General features: G+C 72.3%; 17 protein-coding genes. 7 read left to right on the forward strand and 10 right to left on the reverse strand.

The window, feature by feature from the left end; genetic code table 11:
• Nucleotides 1–77: 77 nt before the first annotated feature.
• From MTDSW087_RS24320 to MTDSW087_RS24335, 4 genes are all read left to right on the forward strand, one after another.
• A complete protein-coding gene (locus tag MTDSW087_RS24320; RefSeq protein WP_144767466.1) occupies nt 78–4,913 on the forward strand; it encodes an NAD-glutamate dehydrogenase in 4,836 nt (1,611 codons plus the stop codon).
• Between the two features lie 197 nt (nt 4,914–5,110).
• A complete protein-coding gene (locus MTDSW087_RS24325) occupies nt 5,111–6,214 on the forward strand; it encodes a helix-turn-helix transcriptional regulator (RefSeq protein WP_144767468.1) in 1,104 nt (367 codons plus the stop codon).
• Between the two features lie 235 nt (nt 6,215–6,449).
• On the forward strand, nt 6,450–7,730 hold the full coding sequence (locus MTDSW087_RS24330) for a PQQ-dependent sugar dehydrogenase (protein ID WP_238179752.1): 1,281 nt from the start codon (nt 6,450–6,452) through the stop codon (nt 7,728–7,730).
• Nucleotides 7,731–7,793: 63 nt separating this feature from the next.
• The gene (locus tag MTDSW087_RS24335) at nt 7,794–8,366 is read left to right on the forward strand and encodes a c-type cytochrome (protein WP_144767469.1); all 573 of its coding nucleotides are present in this window, start codon (nt 7,794–7,796) and stop codon (nt 8,364–8,366) included.
• 231 nt (nt 8,367–8,597) lie between these two features.
• Here the strand turns inward: MTDSW087_RS24335 and MTDSW087_RS30415 are convergent, their stop codons facing one another.
• The 5 genes from MTDSW087_RS30415 to MTDSW087_RS24355 form a co-directional block, all read right to left on the reverse strand.
• Nucleotides 8,598–8,747 (reverse strand): hypothetical protein, encoded by a 150-nt coding sequence (locus MTDSW087_RS30415; RefSeq protein WP_186383984.1) that lies wholly within the window; start codon nt 8,745–8,747, stop codon nt 8,598–8,600.
• Between the two features lie 141 nt (nt 8,748–8,888).
• A complete protein-coding gene (locus tag MTDSW087_RS24340; RefSeq protein ID WP_144767471.1) occupies nt 8,889–9,173 on the reverse strand; it encodes a hypothetical protein in 285 nt (94 codons plus the stop codon).
• A 78-nt stretch (nt 9,174–9,251) separates the two neighbouring features.
• Nucleotides 9,252–9,746, reverse strand: coding sequence for an HD domain-containing protein (locus MTDSW087_RS24345; RefSeq protein ID WP_144767473.1), 495 nt, complete (start codon nt 9,744–9,746; stop codon nt 9,252–9,254).
• 71 nt (nt 9,747–9,817) lie between these two features.
• Nucleotides 9,818–10,012, reverse strand: a complete 195-nt coding sequence (locus MTDSW087_RS24350; RefSeq protein WP_144767475.1) for a hypothetical protein — start codon at nt 10,010–10,012, stop codon at nt 9,818–9,820.
• 714 nt (nt 10,013–10,726) lie between these two features.
• A complete protein-coding gene (locus tag MTDSW087_RS24355; protein ID WP_144767477.1) occupies nt 10,727–10,957 on the reverse strand; it encodes a hypothetical protein in 231 nt (76 codons plus the stop codon).
• A gap of 159 nt (nt 10,958–11,116) precedes the next feature.
• On the opposite strand from MTDSW087_RS24355, the gene MTDSW087_RS30420 reads away from it, so the two are divergent.
• Nucleotides 11,117–11,287, forward strand: a complete 171-nt coding sequence (locus MTDSW087_RS30420; protein ID WP_186383985.1) for a hypothetical protein — start codon at nt 11,117–11,119, stop codon at nt 11,285–11,287.
• 112 nt (nt 11,288–11,399) lie between these two features.
• Here MTDSW087_RS30420 and MTDSW087_RS24360 read toward each other — a convergent pair whose 3' ends face one another.
• Nucleotides 11,400–11,666: a hypothetical protein gene (locus MTDSW087_RS24360; RefSeq protein ID WP_144767479.1), complete on the reverse strand. Its 267-nt coding sequence runs from the start codon at nt 11,664–11,666 to the stop codon at nt 11,400–11,402.
• A gap of 297 nt (nt 11,667–11,963) precedes the next feature.
• On the opposite strand from MTDSW087_RS24360, the gene MTDSW087_RS24365 reads away from it, so the two are divergent.
• Entirely contained in the window at nt 11,964–12,167 is a 204-nt protein-coding gene (locus MTDSW087_RS24365) for a hypothetical protein (RefSeq protein ID WP_144767481.1), read from the forward strand.
• 303 nt (nt 12,168–12,470) lie between these two features.
• Here the strand turns inward: MTDSW087_RS24365 and MTDSW087_RS24370 are convergent, their stop codons facing one another.
• The 3 genes from MTDSW087_RS24370 to MTDSW087_RS24375 all read right to left on the reverse strand — a co-directional run bounded on the left by MTDSW087_RS24370 (nt 12,471) and on the right by MTDSW087_RS24375 (nt 13,954).
• Nucleotides 12,471–13,250 (reverse strand): fumarylacetoacetate hydrolase family protein, encoded by a 780-nt coding sequence (locus MTDSW087_RS24370; RefSeq protein ID WP_144767483.1) that lies wholly within the window; start codon nt 13,248–13,250, stop codon nt 12,471–12,473.
• 141 nt (nt 13,251–13,391) lie between these two features.
• Nucleotides 13,392–13,547, reverse strand: coding sequence for a hypothetical protein (locus tag MTDSW087_RS30425; RefSeq protein WP_186383986.1), 156 nt, complete (start codon nt 13,545–13,547; stop codon nt 13,392–13,394).
• Between the two features lie 143 nt (nt 13,548–13,690).
• Complete coding sequence (locus tag MTDSW087_RS24375; protein WP_144767485.1) at nt 13,691–13,954, reverse strand: hypothetical protein; 264 nt, start codon at nt 13,952–13,954, stop codon at nt 13,691–13,693.
• Between the two features lie 185 nt (nt 13,955–14,139).
• Here MTDSW087_RS24375 and MTDSW087_RS24380 point away from each other — a divergent pair, with 185 nt between their 5' ends.
• Complete coding sequence (locus tag MTDSW087_RS24380) at nt 14,140–14,328, forward strand: hypothetical protein (protein ID WP_238179798.1); 189 nt, start codon at nt 14,140–14,142, stop codon at nt 14,326–14,328.
• Between the two features lie 37 nt (nt 14,329–14,365).
• Here the strand turns inward: MTDSW087_RS24380 and MTDSW087_RS24385 are convergent, their stop codons facing one another.
• Entirely contained in the window at nt 14,366–16,207 is a 1,842-nt protein-coding gene (locus MTDSW087_RS24385) for a reverse transcriptase family protein (RefSeq protein ID WP_144767487.1), read from the reverse strand.
• Between the last annotated feature and the right edge of the window lie 219 nt (nt 16,208–16,426).

Raw genomic sequence — 16,426 nt, forward strand, 5'->3', positions numbered from 1 at the left:
ATCCTCGTAACATCGACTCGAATCCGACCCTGCCCTATCCAACCCTACGGTTACCGTCCCGATTCGGGAGAGACACGATGGCTCTGGAAACCGCGACGGCGCTTGCGAGCGCCGAGGCCAAGACCGCCCGCACCGACCTGATCGAGGCGGCGGCGGAACGGGCGGCGGGGGACGGCGGACCGGGCGGCTTCGTGCGCGACCTGTTCGGCCGCGTGCCGCCCGAGGATCTCGCGCCCTATCCGGCCGACGCGCTGGCGGGCCTCGCCCTCGACGCCCGCGCCCATCTCGCCGAGCCGCGCCGGCCGGGCGACCCGGCGAACGTGCGCATCCGCGCCGTCACCGTCACCCGCGAGGGCCGGCCGCGGGACCTCAGCGTGGTCGAGGTCGTCAACGACAACCGGCCCTTCCTGCTCGATTCCTGCCTCGCCGAGCTCGCGGCGCAGGGGCAGGTGCCGCTCCTCGTCGCCCACCCGATCCTCGGGGTCGAGCGCGGCGCGGATGGCCGCCTCGGGCGCGTCGTCGGCGAGACCACGGCGGAGGCCCATGGCGACCTCGCCCGCGAGAGCCTGATCCACATCCATCTCGACCGGATCGACGACGCGGCGGCCTGCGAGCGCCTCGCCGCGGGGCTCGACGCCGCGTTCCGGGACGTGACGGTGGTCGACGCGGACAGCGCCGCGATGCTCGACCGGCTCTCCACCCTCGCCTCGGCCTACGGCGAGGGCCCGACGCCGCTGCCGGAGGAGGAGATCGAGGAGGCCCGCGCCTTCCTGTGGTGGCTCCTCGACGGCCACTTCACCGTGCTCGGCCTGCGCGAGCAGAGCCTGTCCGGCGAGGAGGCCCGGAGCCTCGGCGTGCTGCGCGATCCGGCCCTCGCGGTGCTGCGGCGCGGGCGCTCGCCCGTGGACACCAGCGTCGATACGAGCCCCGAGATCCGCGCCTTCCTGGAGGAGCCGCAGGCGCTCATCATCACCAAGGCGAGCGTGAAGGCGCGCGTCCGCCGCTCCGCCCATCTCGACTATGTCGGCATCAAGCTGTTCTCGGCCGACGGCAAGCTCGCCGGCGAGGTGCGCGTCGTCGGCCTGTTCACGGCCTCGGCCTATACCGCGCTCGCCCGCGAGGTGCCGGTGCTGCGCCGCAAGGTGGCGGCGGTGGCGGCCCGCGCCGGCCTCGACCCGACGAGCCATGCCGGCCGTGCGCTGCTGGCCGTGCTCGAGACCTATCCCCGCGACGACCTCTTCCAGATCGACGTGGAGCGGCTCACCCGCTTCGCGCTCGCCATCGCCGACCTCGCCGACCGGCCGCGGGTGCGCGTGCTCTCGCGGGTCGACCGCTTCGGCCGCTTCGTCTCGCTCCTCGTCTACGTGCCGAAGGACCGCTACGATTCCGCCGTGCGGGCGCGGATCGGCGCCTACCTCGCCGCGGAATATGGCGGCCGGCTCTCGGCGACCTACACCGACATGCCGGAGGGCCCGCTCGCCCGGCTCCACGTGATCATCGGCTTCAGCGAGGCGGACGCGCCCGAGCGCGACCCGAAGGCCCTGGAGGCGGGGATCGGCGCCCTGGTGCGGACCTGGGGCGATTCCCTGCGCGCGGCGCTCGCCGACGCCCTGCCGGGACCGGAGGCGCGCCGCCTCTACGCCGCCTATGCCGAGGCCTTCGGGGCCGCCTATCGCGAGAACTTCTCGCCCGAGGTCGCGCTCGCCGACATCGCCACCCTGGAGCGGCTCGGCGCGCAGAATCCCCGCGCCGCCGACCTCGTCCGCCGCGAGGGCGACCCCGACTCGCAGGTGCGCCTCAAGGTGTTCTCCCGCGGCGCCGGGCTCCCCCTCTCAGACAGGGTCCCGGCCCTGGAGAACATGGGCTTCCGCGTCATCAACGAGCGGACCTACCGGGTGACGGGCGTGGACGGCGAGCGGGTCTGGCTCCACGACATGCTGCTCGAGCGCGCCACCGGCGCAGGCATCGACCTGCGCAGCCTGGAGCGCCCGCTGGAGGACGCGCTGCTGGCGCTCGGCACCGGCGCGGCCGAATCCGACGGCTACAACCGCCTGGTGCTGGAGGCGGGCCTGGCTTGGCGCGAGGCGGCCCTGCTCCGGGCCTTCGGCCGCTACCTGCGCCAGCTCCGCGTGCGCTACGGCCAGGACTACCTCGCGGCGACGCTGAGCCGCCATCCCGAGATCGCCCGCGGCATCGTCGCCCTGTTCCAGGCCCGCTTCGACCCGGGCCTGGAGGGCGACCGCGCCGAGGCGCAGAAGGCCCTGCGCGAGGAACTGGAGGCGCGGCTCGCCGACGTGACGAGCCTCGACGAGGACCGGATCCTGCGCCGCTTCGTCAACCTCGTCGAGGCGGCGATCCGCACCAACGTCTACCAGACCGCGCCGGGCGGGGGCCCGCGCGAGACGATCAGCTTCAAGTTCGCCTGTGCCGAGGTGGCGAACATGCCGCTGCCGCGGCCCTTCTTCGAGATCTTCGTCTATTCGCCCCGCGTCGAGGGCGTGCACCTGCGCTACGGCTACGTCGCCCGCGGCGGCCTGCGCTGGTCCGACCGGCCGGAGGATTTCCGCACCGAGATCCTCGGCCTCGTGAAGGCGCAGCAGGTCAAGAACGCCGTCATCGTGCCCGTCGGGGCCAAGGGCGGCTTCTTCCCGAAGCGCCTGCCCCCGGCCTCCGACCGGCAGGCCTGGCTCGCCGAGGGCACGGAGAGCTACCGCGTCTTCATCCGGTCGCTCCTCGACCTCACCGACAACATCGTCGACGGCCACGTGGTGCCGCCGGAGAACACCGTGCGCCACGACCCCGACGACGCCTATCTCGTCGTCGCCGCCGACAAGGGCACGGCCACCTTCTCCGACATCGCCAACGCCCTCTCCATCGAGAAGGGCCACTGGCTCGGCGACGCCTTCGCCTCCGGCGGCAGCCAGGGCTACGACCACAAGGGCATGGGCATCACCGCCCGCGGCGCCTGGGAGGCGGTCAAGCGCCACTTCCAGGAGATGGATGTCGACGTCCAGTCCGATCCGGTGACGGTGGCCGGCGTCGGCGACATGTCGGGCGACGTGTTCGGCAACGGCATGCTGCTCTCGCGCAGCCTGAAGCTGGTGGCCGCCTTCGACCACCGCGACATCTTCCTCGACCCCGTTCCCGACCCCGCGACGAGCTTCGCCGAGCGCGAGCGCCTGTTCCGCCTCGGCCGCTCCTCCTGGGCCGACTACGACAAGGCGCTGATCTCGAAGGGCGGCGGCGTCTTCCCGCGCAGCCTCAAATCGATCCCGCTCTCGCCCGAGATCCGTGCGGCGCTCGGCTTCGACCGGGCCGAGGCCTCGCCGGCCGAGGTGATGCAGGCGATCCTGAAGGCGCCCGTCGACCTGCTCTGGTTCGGCGGCATCGGCACCTATATCCGCGCCGCCTCGGAGACCGACGCCGATGCCGGCGACCGGGCCAACGACGCGGTCCGCATCACCGGCGCGGACCTGCGCGCCAAGGTGGTCGGGGAAGGCGCCAATCTCGGCCTGACCCAGCGCGGGCGCATCGAGGCGGCGCGCGCCGGCGTCCGCCTCAACACCGACGCCATCGACAACTCGGCGGGCGTGAACACCTCGGACGTCGAGGTGAACATCAAGATCGCCCTGATGACGCCCGAGCGCGATGGCCGCCTCACCGAGGAGGCGCGCAACCAGCTCCTCGCCGCCATGACCGACGAGGTCGGCAAGCTCGTGCTGCGCAACAACGAGTTGCAGACGCTCGCCCTGTCGCTGGCCCTGAAGCGCGGCCCCGGCGAGACCGCCTTCGCCGCCCGCACCATGCAGGCGCTGGAGGCGGAAGGGCGCCTCGACCGGACGGTGGAGTTCCTGCCCGACGACGCCACCCTCGCCGAGCGGACGCGCCGCGGCGAGGGCCTGACCCGGCCGGAATACGCGGTGGTCCTCGCCTACGCCAAGCTCTCGCTCTACGACGCGCTGCTCGCGAGCCCGGTGCCGAACGATCCCTATTTCGAGCGGGAATTGCAGCGCTACTTCCCGGCCGCGCTCCGCGAACGGTTCCCGGACGCGGTGAAGGGGCACCGCCTGCGCCGGGAGATCATCGCGACCGCCCTCTCGAACATCATCGTCAATCGCGGCGGCCCCTCCCTCGTCACGCGGCTCACCGACGAGACGGGGGCGGACGCCGCCTCCATCGCCAAGGCCTATGCGGTGACCCGCGACGCCTTCGGCCTGATGGAGCTGAACCTCGCCATCGACGGGCTCGCCGGGCGCATCGGCGGCCAGGCCCAGCTCGACCTCTACGGCGAGGTGCAGGACCTGCTCACCGGCCGCATCACCTGGTTCATCCGCGAGATCGACCTCTCCGGCGGCATCGGCCCGGTGGTGGCGCGCTACCGCGAGGGGGTGAGCGCGCTGCTCGCCGCCCTGCCGAAGGTGCTGGACGAGGAGGCGCGCGCGGAGCTGGCGGCGCGCACGCAGGAGCTCGAAGGCCTCGGCCTGCCCGAGGCGGCGGCGTGCCGGCTCGCGGCGCTCCGGGCGCTCTCGGTCGCCCCCGACATCGTGCGGGTGGCCGAGACCAGCGGGCGCGAGGTGGTCGAGATCGCCGCGACGCATTTCGCCCTGGAGCGCGCCTTCCGCCTCGGCGACCTCGCCGCGCAGGCGCGGACCGCCCCCGTCTCCGACACCTTCGACCGGGTCGCCCTGGAGCGGGCGGTGGCCGGCATCGCCCGGGCGCATCGCCAGCTCACGGCCGAGGTCGTGAACGATGTCGGCGCCGGGCCGGAGGCGGTGGAGGCCTGGGCCAAGGCGCGCGGGGCGGCGCTCACCCGCATCCGGGACGCCGTCCAAGGCATCGCGGCCTCGGGGCTCACCGTCTCGAAGGCCACGGTGGCGGCGAGCCTCCTGGGCGACCTTGTGGCGCGGGGATAAGCCGATATCCAGGGTTGCATGGGCGGGCCCGGCCGGTGGACGGCCGGGCGCCGAGCCGCCATGCTCCGGCCTGTCTGTCGCCCCTGGCGCGCTCCTGTGCGGAGCGGAAACCGGTCCGGTGCGCGTGAGCGCGGCCGCCCGCGGACCCCGGGTCCCGGCGCGCTCTCCGCCGGGGGCTCCACGCCGCCCGAGGCTCCATGCCGCTCGACGACGCGACCCTGCACGCCATCGAGGATGATCTGATCGCGACCGCGATGCGCCCCGAGCGCTGGACGGAAGCGGTGACGCGGATCGTGGACGCGACCGGATCCCGCGGCGCCGCGGCCCTGCCGCTGAAGGGACGCGTGCCCGGCGTGCCGGTGAGCGCGAGCGTCGCGGAACTCGCCGACGTCTATTTCGGCCAGGGCTGGGCGGCCCGCGACGAGCGCAACAGGGGCATCCCGAAGCTCCTGCAGACGGGGCTCTTCGTCGACCAGGACTTCGCGACGCCGGACTTCATGCGGAGCACGCCCTTCTACGCCGACTTCCTCCGGCCGCGCGGCTTCCAGTGGTCCGCCGGCCTGCTGGTGGATGTCGGCGGTGACACCTGGACCCTGGTGCTGCAGCGCAGCCCCGAGCAGGGGCCGTTCACGCCGGACGAGCAGGCCGCCCTGCGCCGGCTGCTGGCGCCGCTCAACCGCACGGCTACCCTGGCCGCGCAGATGGGCGAGGCGCGCCTCGGCGGCATCGCCGACACCCTGGAGACGGTGCGCGCGCCGAGCCTCCTGCTCGACCGGTTCGGGCGCGTGCTCCGGGTCAACAGCCATGCCGAGCAGGTGATGGGGGCCGACCTCACCGTGCGGCTCGGTGAGCTGGCGGCCCCGGCGGACGCCCGGGCCAACGCGGCGCTGCGCGCCCACATCGCCGCCGCGATCTGGTCCGAGGTGCGGCCGGACGACCCGGCGCTGCGGCCGGTCGCCGTCGCGCGCCCCGACCGGCGCCCGCTCCTGCTGCGCGCCCATCCGCTGCGCAAGTCCGGCCTCGACTATTTCGACGGCTGCCGGGCGATCCTCACGATCACCGACCTCGACGCGCGCGCCCGGCTCGACCAGCCGGCCCTGCGGCAGATCTACGGCCTGACGCCGCGGGAGGCGGCCTTGTGCGAGGCGCTGCTTCAGGGCGCGAGCCTCAACGCCATCGCCGAGACCAGCGGCACCTCCGCGCATACGGTGCGCTCGCAGATGCGCGCGATCTTCGCCAAGACCCGGACCGGCGGCCAGAACGCGCTGCTGATCCTGCTGAGCCGCCACGCGCGAAGCTAGAGCGCTCTCCGCCGAAGCGGACACCGGTTCGGCGCGAGAGAGCGCGTCAAAACAAGAGCTTAGAGCTGTTCCTGATTGCAACACGATCGGGAACGGCTCTAGCACCTCAGCAATCCGGACTATTACCCAGGCTGACAAAAGCCGGAGCCGGTCACCGCGAGGCTATTGTCGCGCAGATGCGCCGATCCATAACCGGGTCGCTAAGAGGAACGCCAGGACATCGCGGGGAGTCGTCATGCCAGCACGTCATCTGTGCCTGAGAGGCCTGCTTCTGATCGGCGTTCTGATGCCGTGGCAGGCCGGGGCGCAGCAGGCCCCGAGCGGCACGCCGACGCCGGGCAGCGCGGAGGCCCCGGCCCCGAAGCCCGCCGCCGCGCCGGCCCCGGCGCAGGATCGCGGCTCGGCCCTCTACGGGCGGCCGGAGGGGGCGGACGCGGCCAAGCTCGCGCCCATCGCCGGGCCGCCCCTGCCCACCGCCGCGGCCCGCCTGCCCCTCGACAAGCTCAGCGTGCCGCAGGGCTTCAAGGTCGAGCTCTTCGCGAGCGGCGTCGCCAATGCCCGCTCGATGGCGCAGGGCGAGAAGGGCACGCTCTTCGTCGGCACCCGCTCCCTCGACCGCGTCTACGCGGTCCGTCAGGTCGACGGGAAACCCGTGGTCAAGGTCATCGCCTCAGGGCTGCACCGCCCGAACGGCGTCGCCTTCCACAAGGGCGCCCTCTACGTCGCCGAGCTGTCCAAGGTCTGGCGCTTCGACGACATCGAGAACAACCTCGACACGCCGCCCAAGCCCGTCCTCGTCACCGACGACCTGCCGAAGGACGAGGCGCATGGCTGGAAGTTCATCGCCGTCGGCCCGGACGAGAAGCTCTACGTGCCGGTCGGCGCGCCGGGCAACATCCTGATGCCGCCCGAGACCCATGCCCAGATCCGCCGCATGGACCTCGACGGCAAGAACGTCGAGGTGGTGGCCCGCGGCGTGCGCAACACGGTCGGCTTCGACTGGAACCCGGACACCAAGCAGCTCACCTTCACCGATAACGGCCGCGACTGGCTGTCGGAGGACATCCCGAACGACGAGCTGAACGTGCTCGCGCAGCCCGGCAAGCAGCATTTCGGCTACCCGTTCTGCCACCAGGGCGACTTCACCGATCCCGAATACGGCTGGGGCCATTCCTGCTCGGAATTCACCGCGCCGGTCGGCCTGCTCGGGCCGCATTCCGCCGCGCTCGGCATGCGCTTCTACACGGGCAGCCAGTTCCCGGCCGGCTACAGGAACGCGGTGCTGATCGCCCGCCACGGCTCGTGGAACCGGACCCGCAAGGTCGGTGGCGACGTGGTGGTGGCCAAGCTCGGCCCCGACGGCAAGGTGACGAGCCTGGAGCCGTTCCTGACCGGCTTCCTCCAGGACAACCGCTATGTCGGGCGGCCCGTCGACGTGCTGGTGGCGCAGGACGGCGCGCTCCTCGTCTCGGACGACTACAACGGCGCGATCTACCGCGTCAGCTACGCCCCCTGATCCCGCGCCGCGGAGGGGACCTCCCTCCGTGGGCCCATCCAGAACCCAGCCAGGAGCCCGTCCATGCGGCGCCCCGCCTCCGGAGCCGTCCTCGCCCTCCTCCTCGCACTCCAGGCCGCCCCGGCCGGGGCGGAGGGCGCGGCCGAGCGCCTGCCGGCCTGCCTCGCCTGCCACGGCGAGGGCGGCACCTCGGCCCAGGCCGGCGTGCCCTCGCTCGGCGGCATGCCGGCGGATTACGTGGTGACGCAGCTCTACCTGTTCCGCGAGAAGCAGCGGGTCGCCGAACCGATGAACGCGATGGCCGAGGGCCTCTCGGACGACGACCTGCGGGCGCTCGGCGATGCGGTGGCCAAGCTGCCGCCGCCGAAGCCCGCGGGCGAGGCGGACGCCGCCCGCATGGCGGCGGCGCAGGGCCTCGTCGGCAAGCACCAGTGCAATTCCTGCCACGGGGCGGATCTCGCCGGTCAGGAGCAGATCCCGCGGATCGGCGCGCAGCGGGAGGATTACCTGCTCGCCACCTTGCGCGCCTACAAGTCGAACGCGCGGGCGGGCTACGACCCGGCCATGAACGAGGTGGCGCAGGGCCTGTCCGACGCCGATATCGTGGAACTCGCCTACGTCATCGCCCGTCGCTAGAGCGCTCTCCGCCGAAGTGGATGCCGGTTCGGCGCAAGAGAGCGCGTCAAAACAAGGGCTTAGAGCCGTGCCCCGTCGCAACGCGATCGGGCGCGGCTCTAGAGCATTTTCCGCGGAAGTGGTTGCCGGTTCCGCGAAAGAAAATTCGGCTCAATCAATGAGATAGACCATCTTCCGTGATCCAAGGATCATGGAAAATGGTCGAGTACGAGAAATGACGCGGCGCGCAGCCTACAGGTAGTGGCGGAACACGACCTCGGCCGGGGTCTCGGCCTGGGCTCCGGCCTCGGTGGTGAGGCCGCCGTCGCGGCAGGCCATCGCGGTCGGCACGAACAGGGCGGCGAGGGCGAGCAGCCAGCGGAACGGACGGGCAGCGTTCATGCGAGCCTCCTGAGCGTGGTCGTGCCGGACACGACCACCGCGCACAGGGTCCTGCCACCGCTACCCTCGCTCAAGCCAGGCCGGGGCGCGGTGCCGCAGCACACATGACCGACCGCATGGCCACTGGATGCCGGCAGGTGTTCACCGGTTGCCGAGGGCGGGGCCGCCGGCCGTGCCGCCGGTGCCGGGCGGGCCGCTCGTCGGCGTCCCGCCGATAGTCACGCCGGGCGTGGTGCCGGGGACGGAGGAATTGCTCGGCGTCGCGGTGCTGCCGGTGGCCGCGCCGGGCCCCGGCCCGGTCGTGCGGGCGCCACCGGCCCCCGGCATCTCCACGCCCGTGTTCCCGGCGCCGCCGGTGGTCACCTGGGCGGCGGCCGCGCCGGCCGTGGCGAGGATCAGGACGAGGGCGAGGGCGGTCTTTCGCATCCGATGGCTCCGAGCGATGGTCGCAGGGCGCAACGGCCGAGCGGCCCGCTGGTTCACCGCGGGGCTCTCCTCAGGGGATCAAGCGCCGGTATAGCCGAGGGTGGCGGCGGCCTCCTTCAGGCGGGCGAAGGAAGCGGCGTAGCGCTCGCGCAGGAAGGCCGCGTCCTTCAGGGTGCGCTCCTTGCCGAGATTGTCCTCGTTGTCGGACATCTTGACCAGGATCGCGGCGAGGTCGCCGGCCGCGATCACCTGGGTGATCCGCTCGGAATAGGCGGTGCGCGCCGGAGGCTTGGTCAGGATCCGCACCGCCGCGATGACGGGCTCGGGAAAGCCCGCCGCGGCGAGGTCGGCGGGCGTCCGCGGCGTGTCCTCCAGGACATCGTGCAGGAGCGCGACCATCATCACCGCCTGCGGATCGACCGGGAGCCCGTCCACGAGGCGGGCATGCCCGGCCCGGGCGAGCGCCAGGTTGGCGACCCGCTCCAGGTGCCGGATATAGGGCTGGCCACCCTTGTCGAGCTGCCCGGCATGGGCGACCGCCGCGAAGCTGTGCGCCTCATAGATCGTCGGCATGGATCATCCCCCTCGTCCGGGCGGCGCCATGATGCCGGAGATCGTCGGCGCTTGCGACGCCGCCGTCTCCGTCACGCCGCGATGCGCTCGCGAGCAGGCCCGCTCCGGGCCGCCGCGAGCTCGCGCCGCAGGTCGTGGATCTCGGCGAGCAGGTGCCCGGCATCGACGGCCATCTCCACGCATTGATCCTGGGCTTCCGCGAGCTGCAGGCGCAGATCCACGATCTCGTTGACGAGGGCGAGCATCTCCGCGTCGGAACCTGGCACCGTCGTCCTCCCTTCATCGCCTGTTGCGGTGAGGCGCTTGTGGTCGGCCCTGCGGGGTTAACGAATCCTTGCCGGACCCGCTCGAATGCAGTGGATGACGCCGCGCGGCGGGGGCGAACACGCAAAGCGGCCGGCCGGCTGGCGCCGCCCCCTCGTCGCCACTGAATACAAACTTGCCTACGCGAGGCTAACTCAAGTAAACTCGATTCGCGCACATGATGCGGGGGCGGCGATGCTGGATAGCGTGGCGGCGTTTCTGTTCCAACGCCTCTGGAAAAGTCACGCGCTTCCTTCCGCGCTGGGGCCCGCGCTCCCGGTCTCGACTGGGCAGGCCGGCTCGGCCCAGGCGCCTCGTCTTGATGCCTGCCTCGGCGTTAGCCAGAGCCAGACGATCCGGCAGTTCATCGCCATGGCGCAGGAAGCCCGCCGGGCGCGCGAGCCTTAGGGCCTGTTTGAGCTGGATCGACTGACCATCACGCGGAGCGTCTGCTCATCCCATCAAACCACCTCATCCTGAGGCGCCCGCGTGAGCGGGCCTCGGAGGCCTCCGGACATCACTGCGATCCCTGGAGAGCTCCTTCGAGGCCTCCGCTTCGCTGCGGCACCTCAGGATGAGGTCGAGGGGGGATCAGCGGGATAAGCACCCGCTCGATCTGCTCGAACAGGCTCTTAGGCCGAAGCGGCATCCGCTCCGGCCGAGAGCGCTCTCCGCGCTCACTGGCCCTGCGGCTGGCCGTTCCCGCCCTGCGGCTGCTGGCCCTTCTTGTTGGCCTGATGGTGCCCGATGGCGCAGCCCGCGGCCGCCCCGGCCTTGCCGTGTCCGGCCATGTGGCCCGCGATGCCGCCGACCGCCGCGCCCTTGAGGCAGCCCTTCGCCTCGGCCGCCGGCCCGCTCACGGCCGCGATCGCCAGGGCCGCGAGAGCAATGGACAGGGTACGCGTCATCGTTCGATCTCCTCGACGAATGGATTCGAGGAGACAACCGGCCCGCGGCGGTGCCGTTCCTGGCGGCGCTTCGGGCCGTGAAGCCGGCCTGGCGCGCGGATCGGTGACCGTCCGCCTCCGTTGCACGTTGACAGGGTGCACGACCGAAGGAGCGAGACCATGCCCGATCCGAATCCCGGGCCGGTGCCGCCGGCCACCGAGGACCAGGGCCTGCCGACCCCGCCGAGTCCCGGCCGGATGCCGCCGCCGAAGCTGCCGCCCGAGCCCGAAGAGGCGGACCGGCCCGAGCCGCCCCCGCGGCCGGAGACGGATGGGAAGCGCCCCGTCTGATACCGCGTCCGGTCGATCGGACCGGACGCGGTATCAGCAAGCCCGCGCGGCGCTTGAGCGAAGGCGACATCCGCCATCCCGAAGGGATCACCCGGATGTCGTATGACACGGCTCAGGCCGCCTGCGCCTCCCGCAGCACGGCGAGGACCGGCGACGCCGCCATGGCGAGGGCGGTCTGTTCCAGCGGATCCTTGAAGATCTCGTCCTCCAGCGCCGAGAGCCGCATCGCCGCGCGCTTCTCGATCGCCTGCAGCAGATCGCGAGCCGAGACTTCCTCGATCCGCAGAAGCGTCTGCGCGAGATCGAGATAGGCATCGCGCAACAGGCCGAAGGTCAGGGTTGCCGCGGTGTCGTCCGCGATCGGCGTCATGTCAGTCATAGCGTGTTCCTACTCAAACACGCTCCCCAGGCGACGCATGCTATATATCGGATCGCATACAATGTAAAATAGCAGCCCGAAACAGAGATCGCACCGGTGCGCACGGATTAACATGCCTTAGATTCGTGCGAGAACTGACTTCCGCCCAAGGTGGCGCCCGAGGTGGTCCGCCACGCTTCGAGACCAGGCCCACAGGGGCGGCTTCAGGGGGGTGCGTATCGGTGTCTCGGGGCGCGCACGCATCCCTTGCGCGGCTCCGACGTTGGAGCCGGCAGGCCGCTGATCCGGAGATGTCCCATGCTGATCTTCGCGCTTCTGTTCGCCGCCCTCGGCGCCTTCGGCGTCTATGTCGGGCTCGACCGGTTCGACCTCACGCTCGGCCGGTTCAACGAGTTCGGCATCGCCCATTACGGCTGGGGCCTCGCCCTCAACGGCTTCGCCCTCGCAGCCTTCTTCGCCTTCCTCTGGCGGGAGCGCTCGCGGCGCCGCCACCGGATCTAGGTCCGTTCCCGATCGCGTTGCAATCAGGAACGGCTCTAAGCTCTCGTTGTGACGCGCTCTCTTGCGCCGAACCGGTGCCCACTTCGGCGGAGAGCGCTCTGGTTTCCGTTCGATCGACCGGACTTCGATGATCCCGTTCTCGACCTCATCCTGAGGTCGCGGGCGGGACAGGCTGCGGATTTCAGTCGAACAGGCACTCATACGACATCCGGGTGATCCCTTCGGGATGGCGGATGTCGCCTTCGCTCAGGCGCCGCGCGGGCTTGCTGAGACCGCGTCCGGTCTGATCGACCGGACACGGTCTCAGACGATGCGGATCGATAGGTCCGGCAGGCCGTCGAGCCGGCACAGCAGGACGTCGCCCCGGACCACCGGGCCGACATTCTCCGGCGTGCCGGAATAGATGATGTCGCCGGCCTTCAGCTCGAAGGCCTCCGAGAGCTTCGCGATCTGCTCGGCGACGCTCCAGATCATCTTGGACAGGTCGGAGTTCTGGCGGAGCGTGCCGTTGACGGCGAGGGAGATCGCGCCCGCCCGCGGATGGCCGATGCGCGCGACCGGATGCAGCGGCCCGATCACCGCGGCATGGTCGAAGCTCTTGCCGATCTCCCAGGGCTTCTTCTGCGCGGACATGGCGTTCTGCAGGTCGCGCCGGGTCATGTCGAGGCCGAGCGCGTAGCCGTAGACGTGGTCGAGGGCGCGCTCGACCGGGATGTCGACGCCGCCCGACTTGAGCGCCGCCACCAGCTCGACCTCGTGGTGGTAGTTCTGCGTCAGGGACGGGTAGGGATGGTCGGCGGTCTCGCCGGCCGCGACGTTCTGGATCGCGTCGGTCGGCTTCTGGAAGAAGAAGGGTGGCTCCCGCGTCGGATCGGAGCCGCGCTCGATTGCGTGCGCGGCGTAGTTGCGCCCGATGCAGTAGATCCGGCGCACGGGGAACACGCCGCTCTCGCCGGCGATGGGGATCGTCGTCGCGGGCAGGGAGAAGATCGGGGCCGGTCCCGGCTGGGCCGCGGCCGGTGCGGCGCCCGCCGCCGTGGCCGCCGCCGCCATGGCGAGCAGGTCGCGCCGAGATGCCGTCATCGCTTCCTCCGAGTTTCTGGCCCGCGGCCGGGCGCTTCAGGCCCGCACCGGATCGCGGCTCGGCGAGACTGGCTCAGCTTCCGCCGCGCCGGAAGGGGGCGGAGGCGCCACCGAACCCTGTTCGTCAGCGCGATCTCGGGCTCAGCCGCTATGGTCCGAGGCGGTCGTCCAGACCTGCGCGGCCAGGGTCTCGCGCTCGAGCTGGGCCAGGGCCGCGCGGTCGGCGACGACCGCGAGCCCCGCCACGGCGAGGACGGTCAGCAGGCATCCCAACAGAACGGACGGCACGCGGTTCACGGCAGCAGCTCCCGAAGCGGAAGCGCTCTAGCAGGGCCGGAGGCAGCACGATGCAGCCGGCAAAGCACATCGCCGGCCGATCCACCGAAAGGGTTAGCGTCGGCCTGCGGCGTGGCGCCGGAGCCACGCTCAGGGGGCCGCGCTCAGAACGGGCCGCGCTCGGCGGGGCCGGATGCGCGGGGCGGCGGGTCGACCCAGAGGTCCGGCGCCGCTTCCTCGGCCCCGTCCCGCGCCCGCGGCGCGATCGAGCCGGTCGTGACCGGATCCTCCCAGTCGGCGAGGCCGCGGGCGACCCGCACGGCCGGATCGGGGATGCTGCTGACGTAGCTGACCGCAGCCGTCGCCAGGCCACCGCCGACCAGCATCAGGGCGAGACCGTCGATGAGGGCGTCGCGGAATCCAGCCATTGCACCGTCCCTGCACTCCGGACCGGGCTACGGCAGCAGGGTTAACGAAATCCTATCCACGCCTCCGAGCACCCCGACGCGCCGCATCGGCGGCCGGCGGGGAACATGGCGCGGCCACCGCCGGTTTCCGACACCCTGGCCCGAGCGGATTCCACCGCGCGGGCCGCCGAACCGGAGACCCGACCATGCTGAAGCAGAAGCCGCTCGTGACCTCGCTCCTCGCGCTGGCCATCGCCGCCGGCGCGGCGGCGAGTGCGCAGGCCCAGACCACGCCGAACTCCCACAACAATTCCAACCCCGGCGCCCCGGCCGGCAGCAGCGGCAGCTCCGGCAACTCGGCCACGGGCACCGGCGCGGCGCCGTCCGGCAAGTAACGCCGAGCAACCGAGGCGAGGGCGGAGGGTCGATTCCCTACCGCCCGCGCCGGCGGCGCAGCCAGCGCCGGAGGCCGATCGCCAGAGCCGCGACGAGGACGAGCAGCCCAAGGCCTGGATGCAGGACGGCCGCGGCCTGGAACAGCACGAACACCCCGAGCACGGCCATCCACGGCTTCATCGGGGTGCCGTCCCGATCACCCTGCACCGGATCGGCTTGCCGCGCCGGCTCGGGGGCCGGAGCGGGCCGGAGGCCGACCGCGGGCAGGCCGCTCCGCCCCGGCACCCGGCCGGGGCCGTCCTGCCGCTTCCGGCGCGCCTCGGCCTCCGCCGCCTCGGCCTCGGCGATGATCGGATCGGGAGCGGGGAGGGGGCGCGCCGCAGGGATCCACCAGCGCGCGAGCGGCGCCACGCCGTCGGCGGAGCGCGCGCGGAACGTCGCGATCCGCGGCTGGGCCGGCGCCTGCCGCGCGCCGTGCCGCTCGGCGAGCGCCCGCACCTGCGCGACCAGCGGGGCGCCGGCCTCGGGCGTGACCATCCGGACGAAGCGGGCGAAGCCGAGCGCCGCCTGGAGCACCGTGCCGTCGCCGCCCTTTCCCCAGCGGCGGCCGGCGGGCCCGTGCCGCTCGATCCCGTGCAGGAGGGCGCGGAAGCGGCGCAGGGTCTCGCGCGGCACGGCGACCCGCTCGTTCACGGTCAGCCCGGTGACCTCCTGATGCCGGCCCCGCCGCATCACCCGGGTCTTGTCGGGATGCACGGTGAAGCCTTCGGCCGCCACGATCGCGTGGACGTATTTGAGCAGGGGGCCGACCTTGCCCGCCGCCTCGCCCGAGGCGGAGAAGGTCAGATCGTCGGCGTAGCGCGTGTAGGCGAAGCCGAGCGAGGCGGCGAGGCCCGCGAGCCGCGCGTCGAGGCGGGTGCAGACGAGGTTGGTGAGCGCCGGGCTCGTCGGCGCCCCCTGCGGCAGGCGGCGCGGCCCGCGCGCCGCGTAGAGGCGCTGCCCGTCGATCTCGACCGCGTCCACGTCCGGCTCGGTGCAGATCAGGGCGAGCACCGTCGCCACCGGCTCGGCATAGCCGAGGCCGCGGAACTTGCCCTTGATCCGGCGATAGTCGAGCGTCGGGAAGAAGTCCTTCAGGTCGAGATTGACCACCACGTCGCGCCCGACATGGGCGGCGGCGTTGGTCACGATGGAGCGGCCGGGGACGAAGCCGTGGGCGGCCTCGTGCAGGGGGGCGCGGGCGAGCAGCGCGTCGAGCACCCAGTACTGCGCCCGCTTCAGCCGCGGCATCGGCGCCGAGATGGTGCGCTCGCCCCCGGTCTTCTTCGGGATGGTGAAGCGCCGGTAATGGCTCACCGTGGACAGCGGCCGGTCGTAGGCGAGGAAGCGCAGCTCGCCCAACGAGATGCCCATGGCCTCCGCCACGGCCTTCGGGTTCGCCAGCGCCGGCAGGCCGGCCTTGAGCGCGCGCGGATCCGCATCCGTCCCCGAGAGGCCGGCCGAGACGCCCTCGCCGAGATGGAGGATCTCCGCGTCCCGGCGGGCGTGCCAGGCGAGCGCCCGCTCGTGCCGGCCGCGCGCGCCGCGCAGCTTGGTCTCGCGCCGCCGCTCCAGCGCCGCCTTCTTGCGGCGGCGGTGCATCTCCTTGAGGGCGGCGTCCGGATCGCGCCAGAGCGCCTCGCGCCGGTGCAGGTCGGCGATGGCGCGGCTGATCTCGCCGCGGCGGCGGATCAGCTCCGCGGGCGGGTTCGGCTGCTCCGCCCCGTCCGGCCAGTAGCCGAGCCGGATCATCTCCTCGAGGACGACCTCGTCCTTCGAGCCCTCGCGGATGCGGTCGTAGAGCTGCTGACGGGTCAGCGAACCGGGCCGGAGGGTCATGGGCGGACGGCCCGGCCGGGGAGGAAGGAAGCGGGGGCGAGGGGCGCCGGCCGGAATGCCTTCGTCAAGTCTCGGGACTGGTCCGGTCCACTCGAAGCCGGCACGACCACCCCCGCGCGTTTGGGTTCAGGGAACCCAAACCGGGAACGCGCGGGGGTGGTCAGTGCCGGCCCAGTGAAGAGCGGGCCAGTGACGCTTTGCCGGGCAGGGTGCAGGGAC

The organism is Methylobacterium dankookense, assembly GCF_902141855.1.
GTDB lineage: Bacteria > Pseudomonadota > Alphaproteobacteria > Rhizobiales > Beijerinckiaceae > Methylobacterium > Methylobacterium dankookense.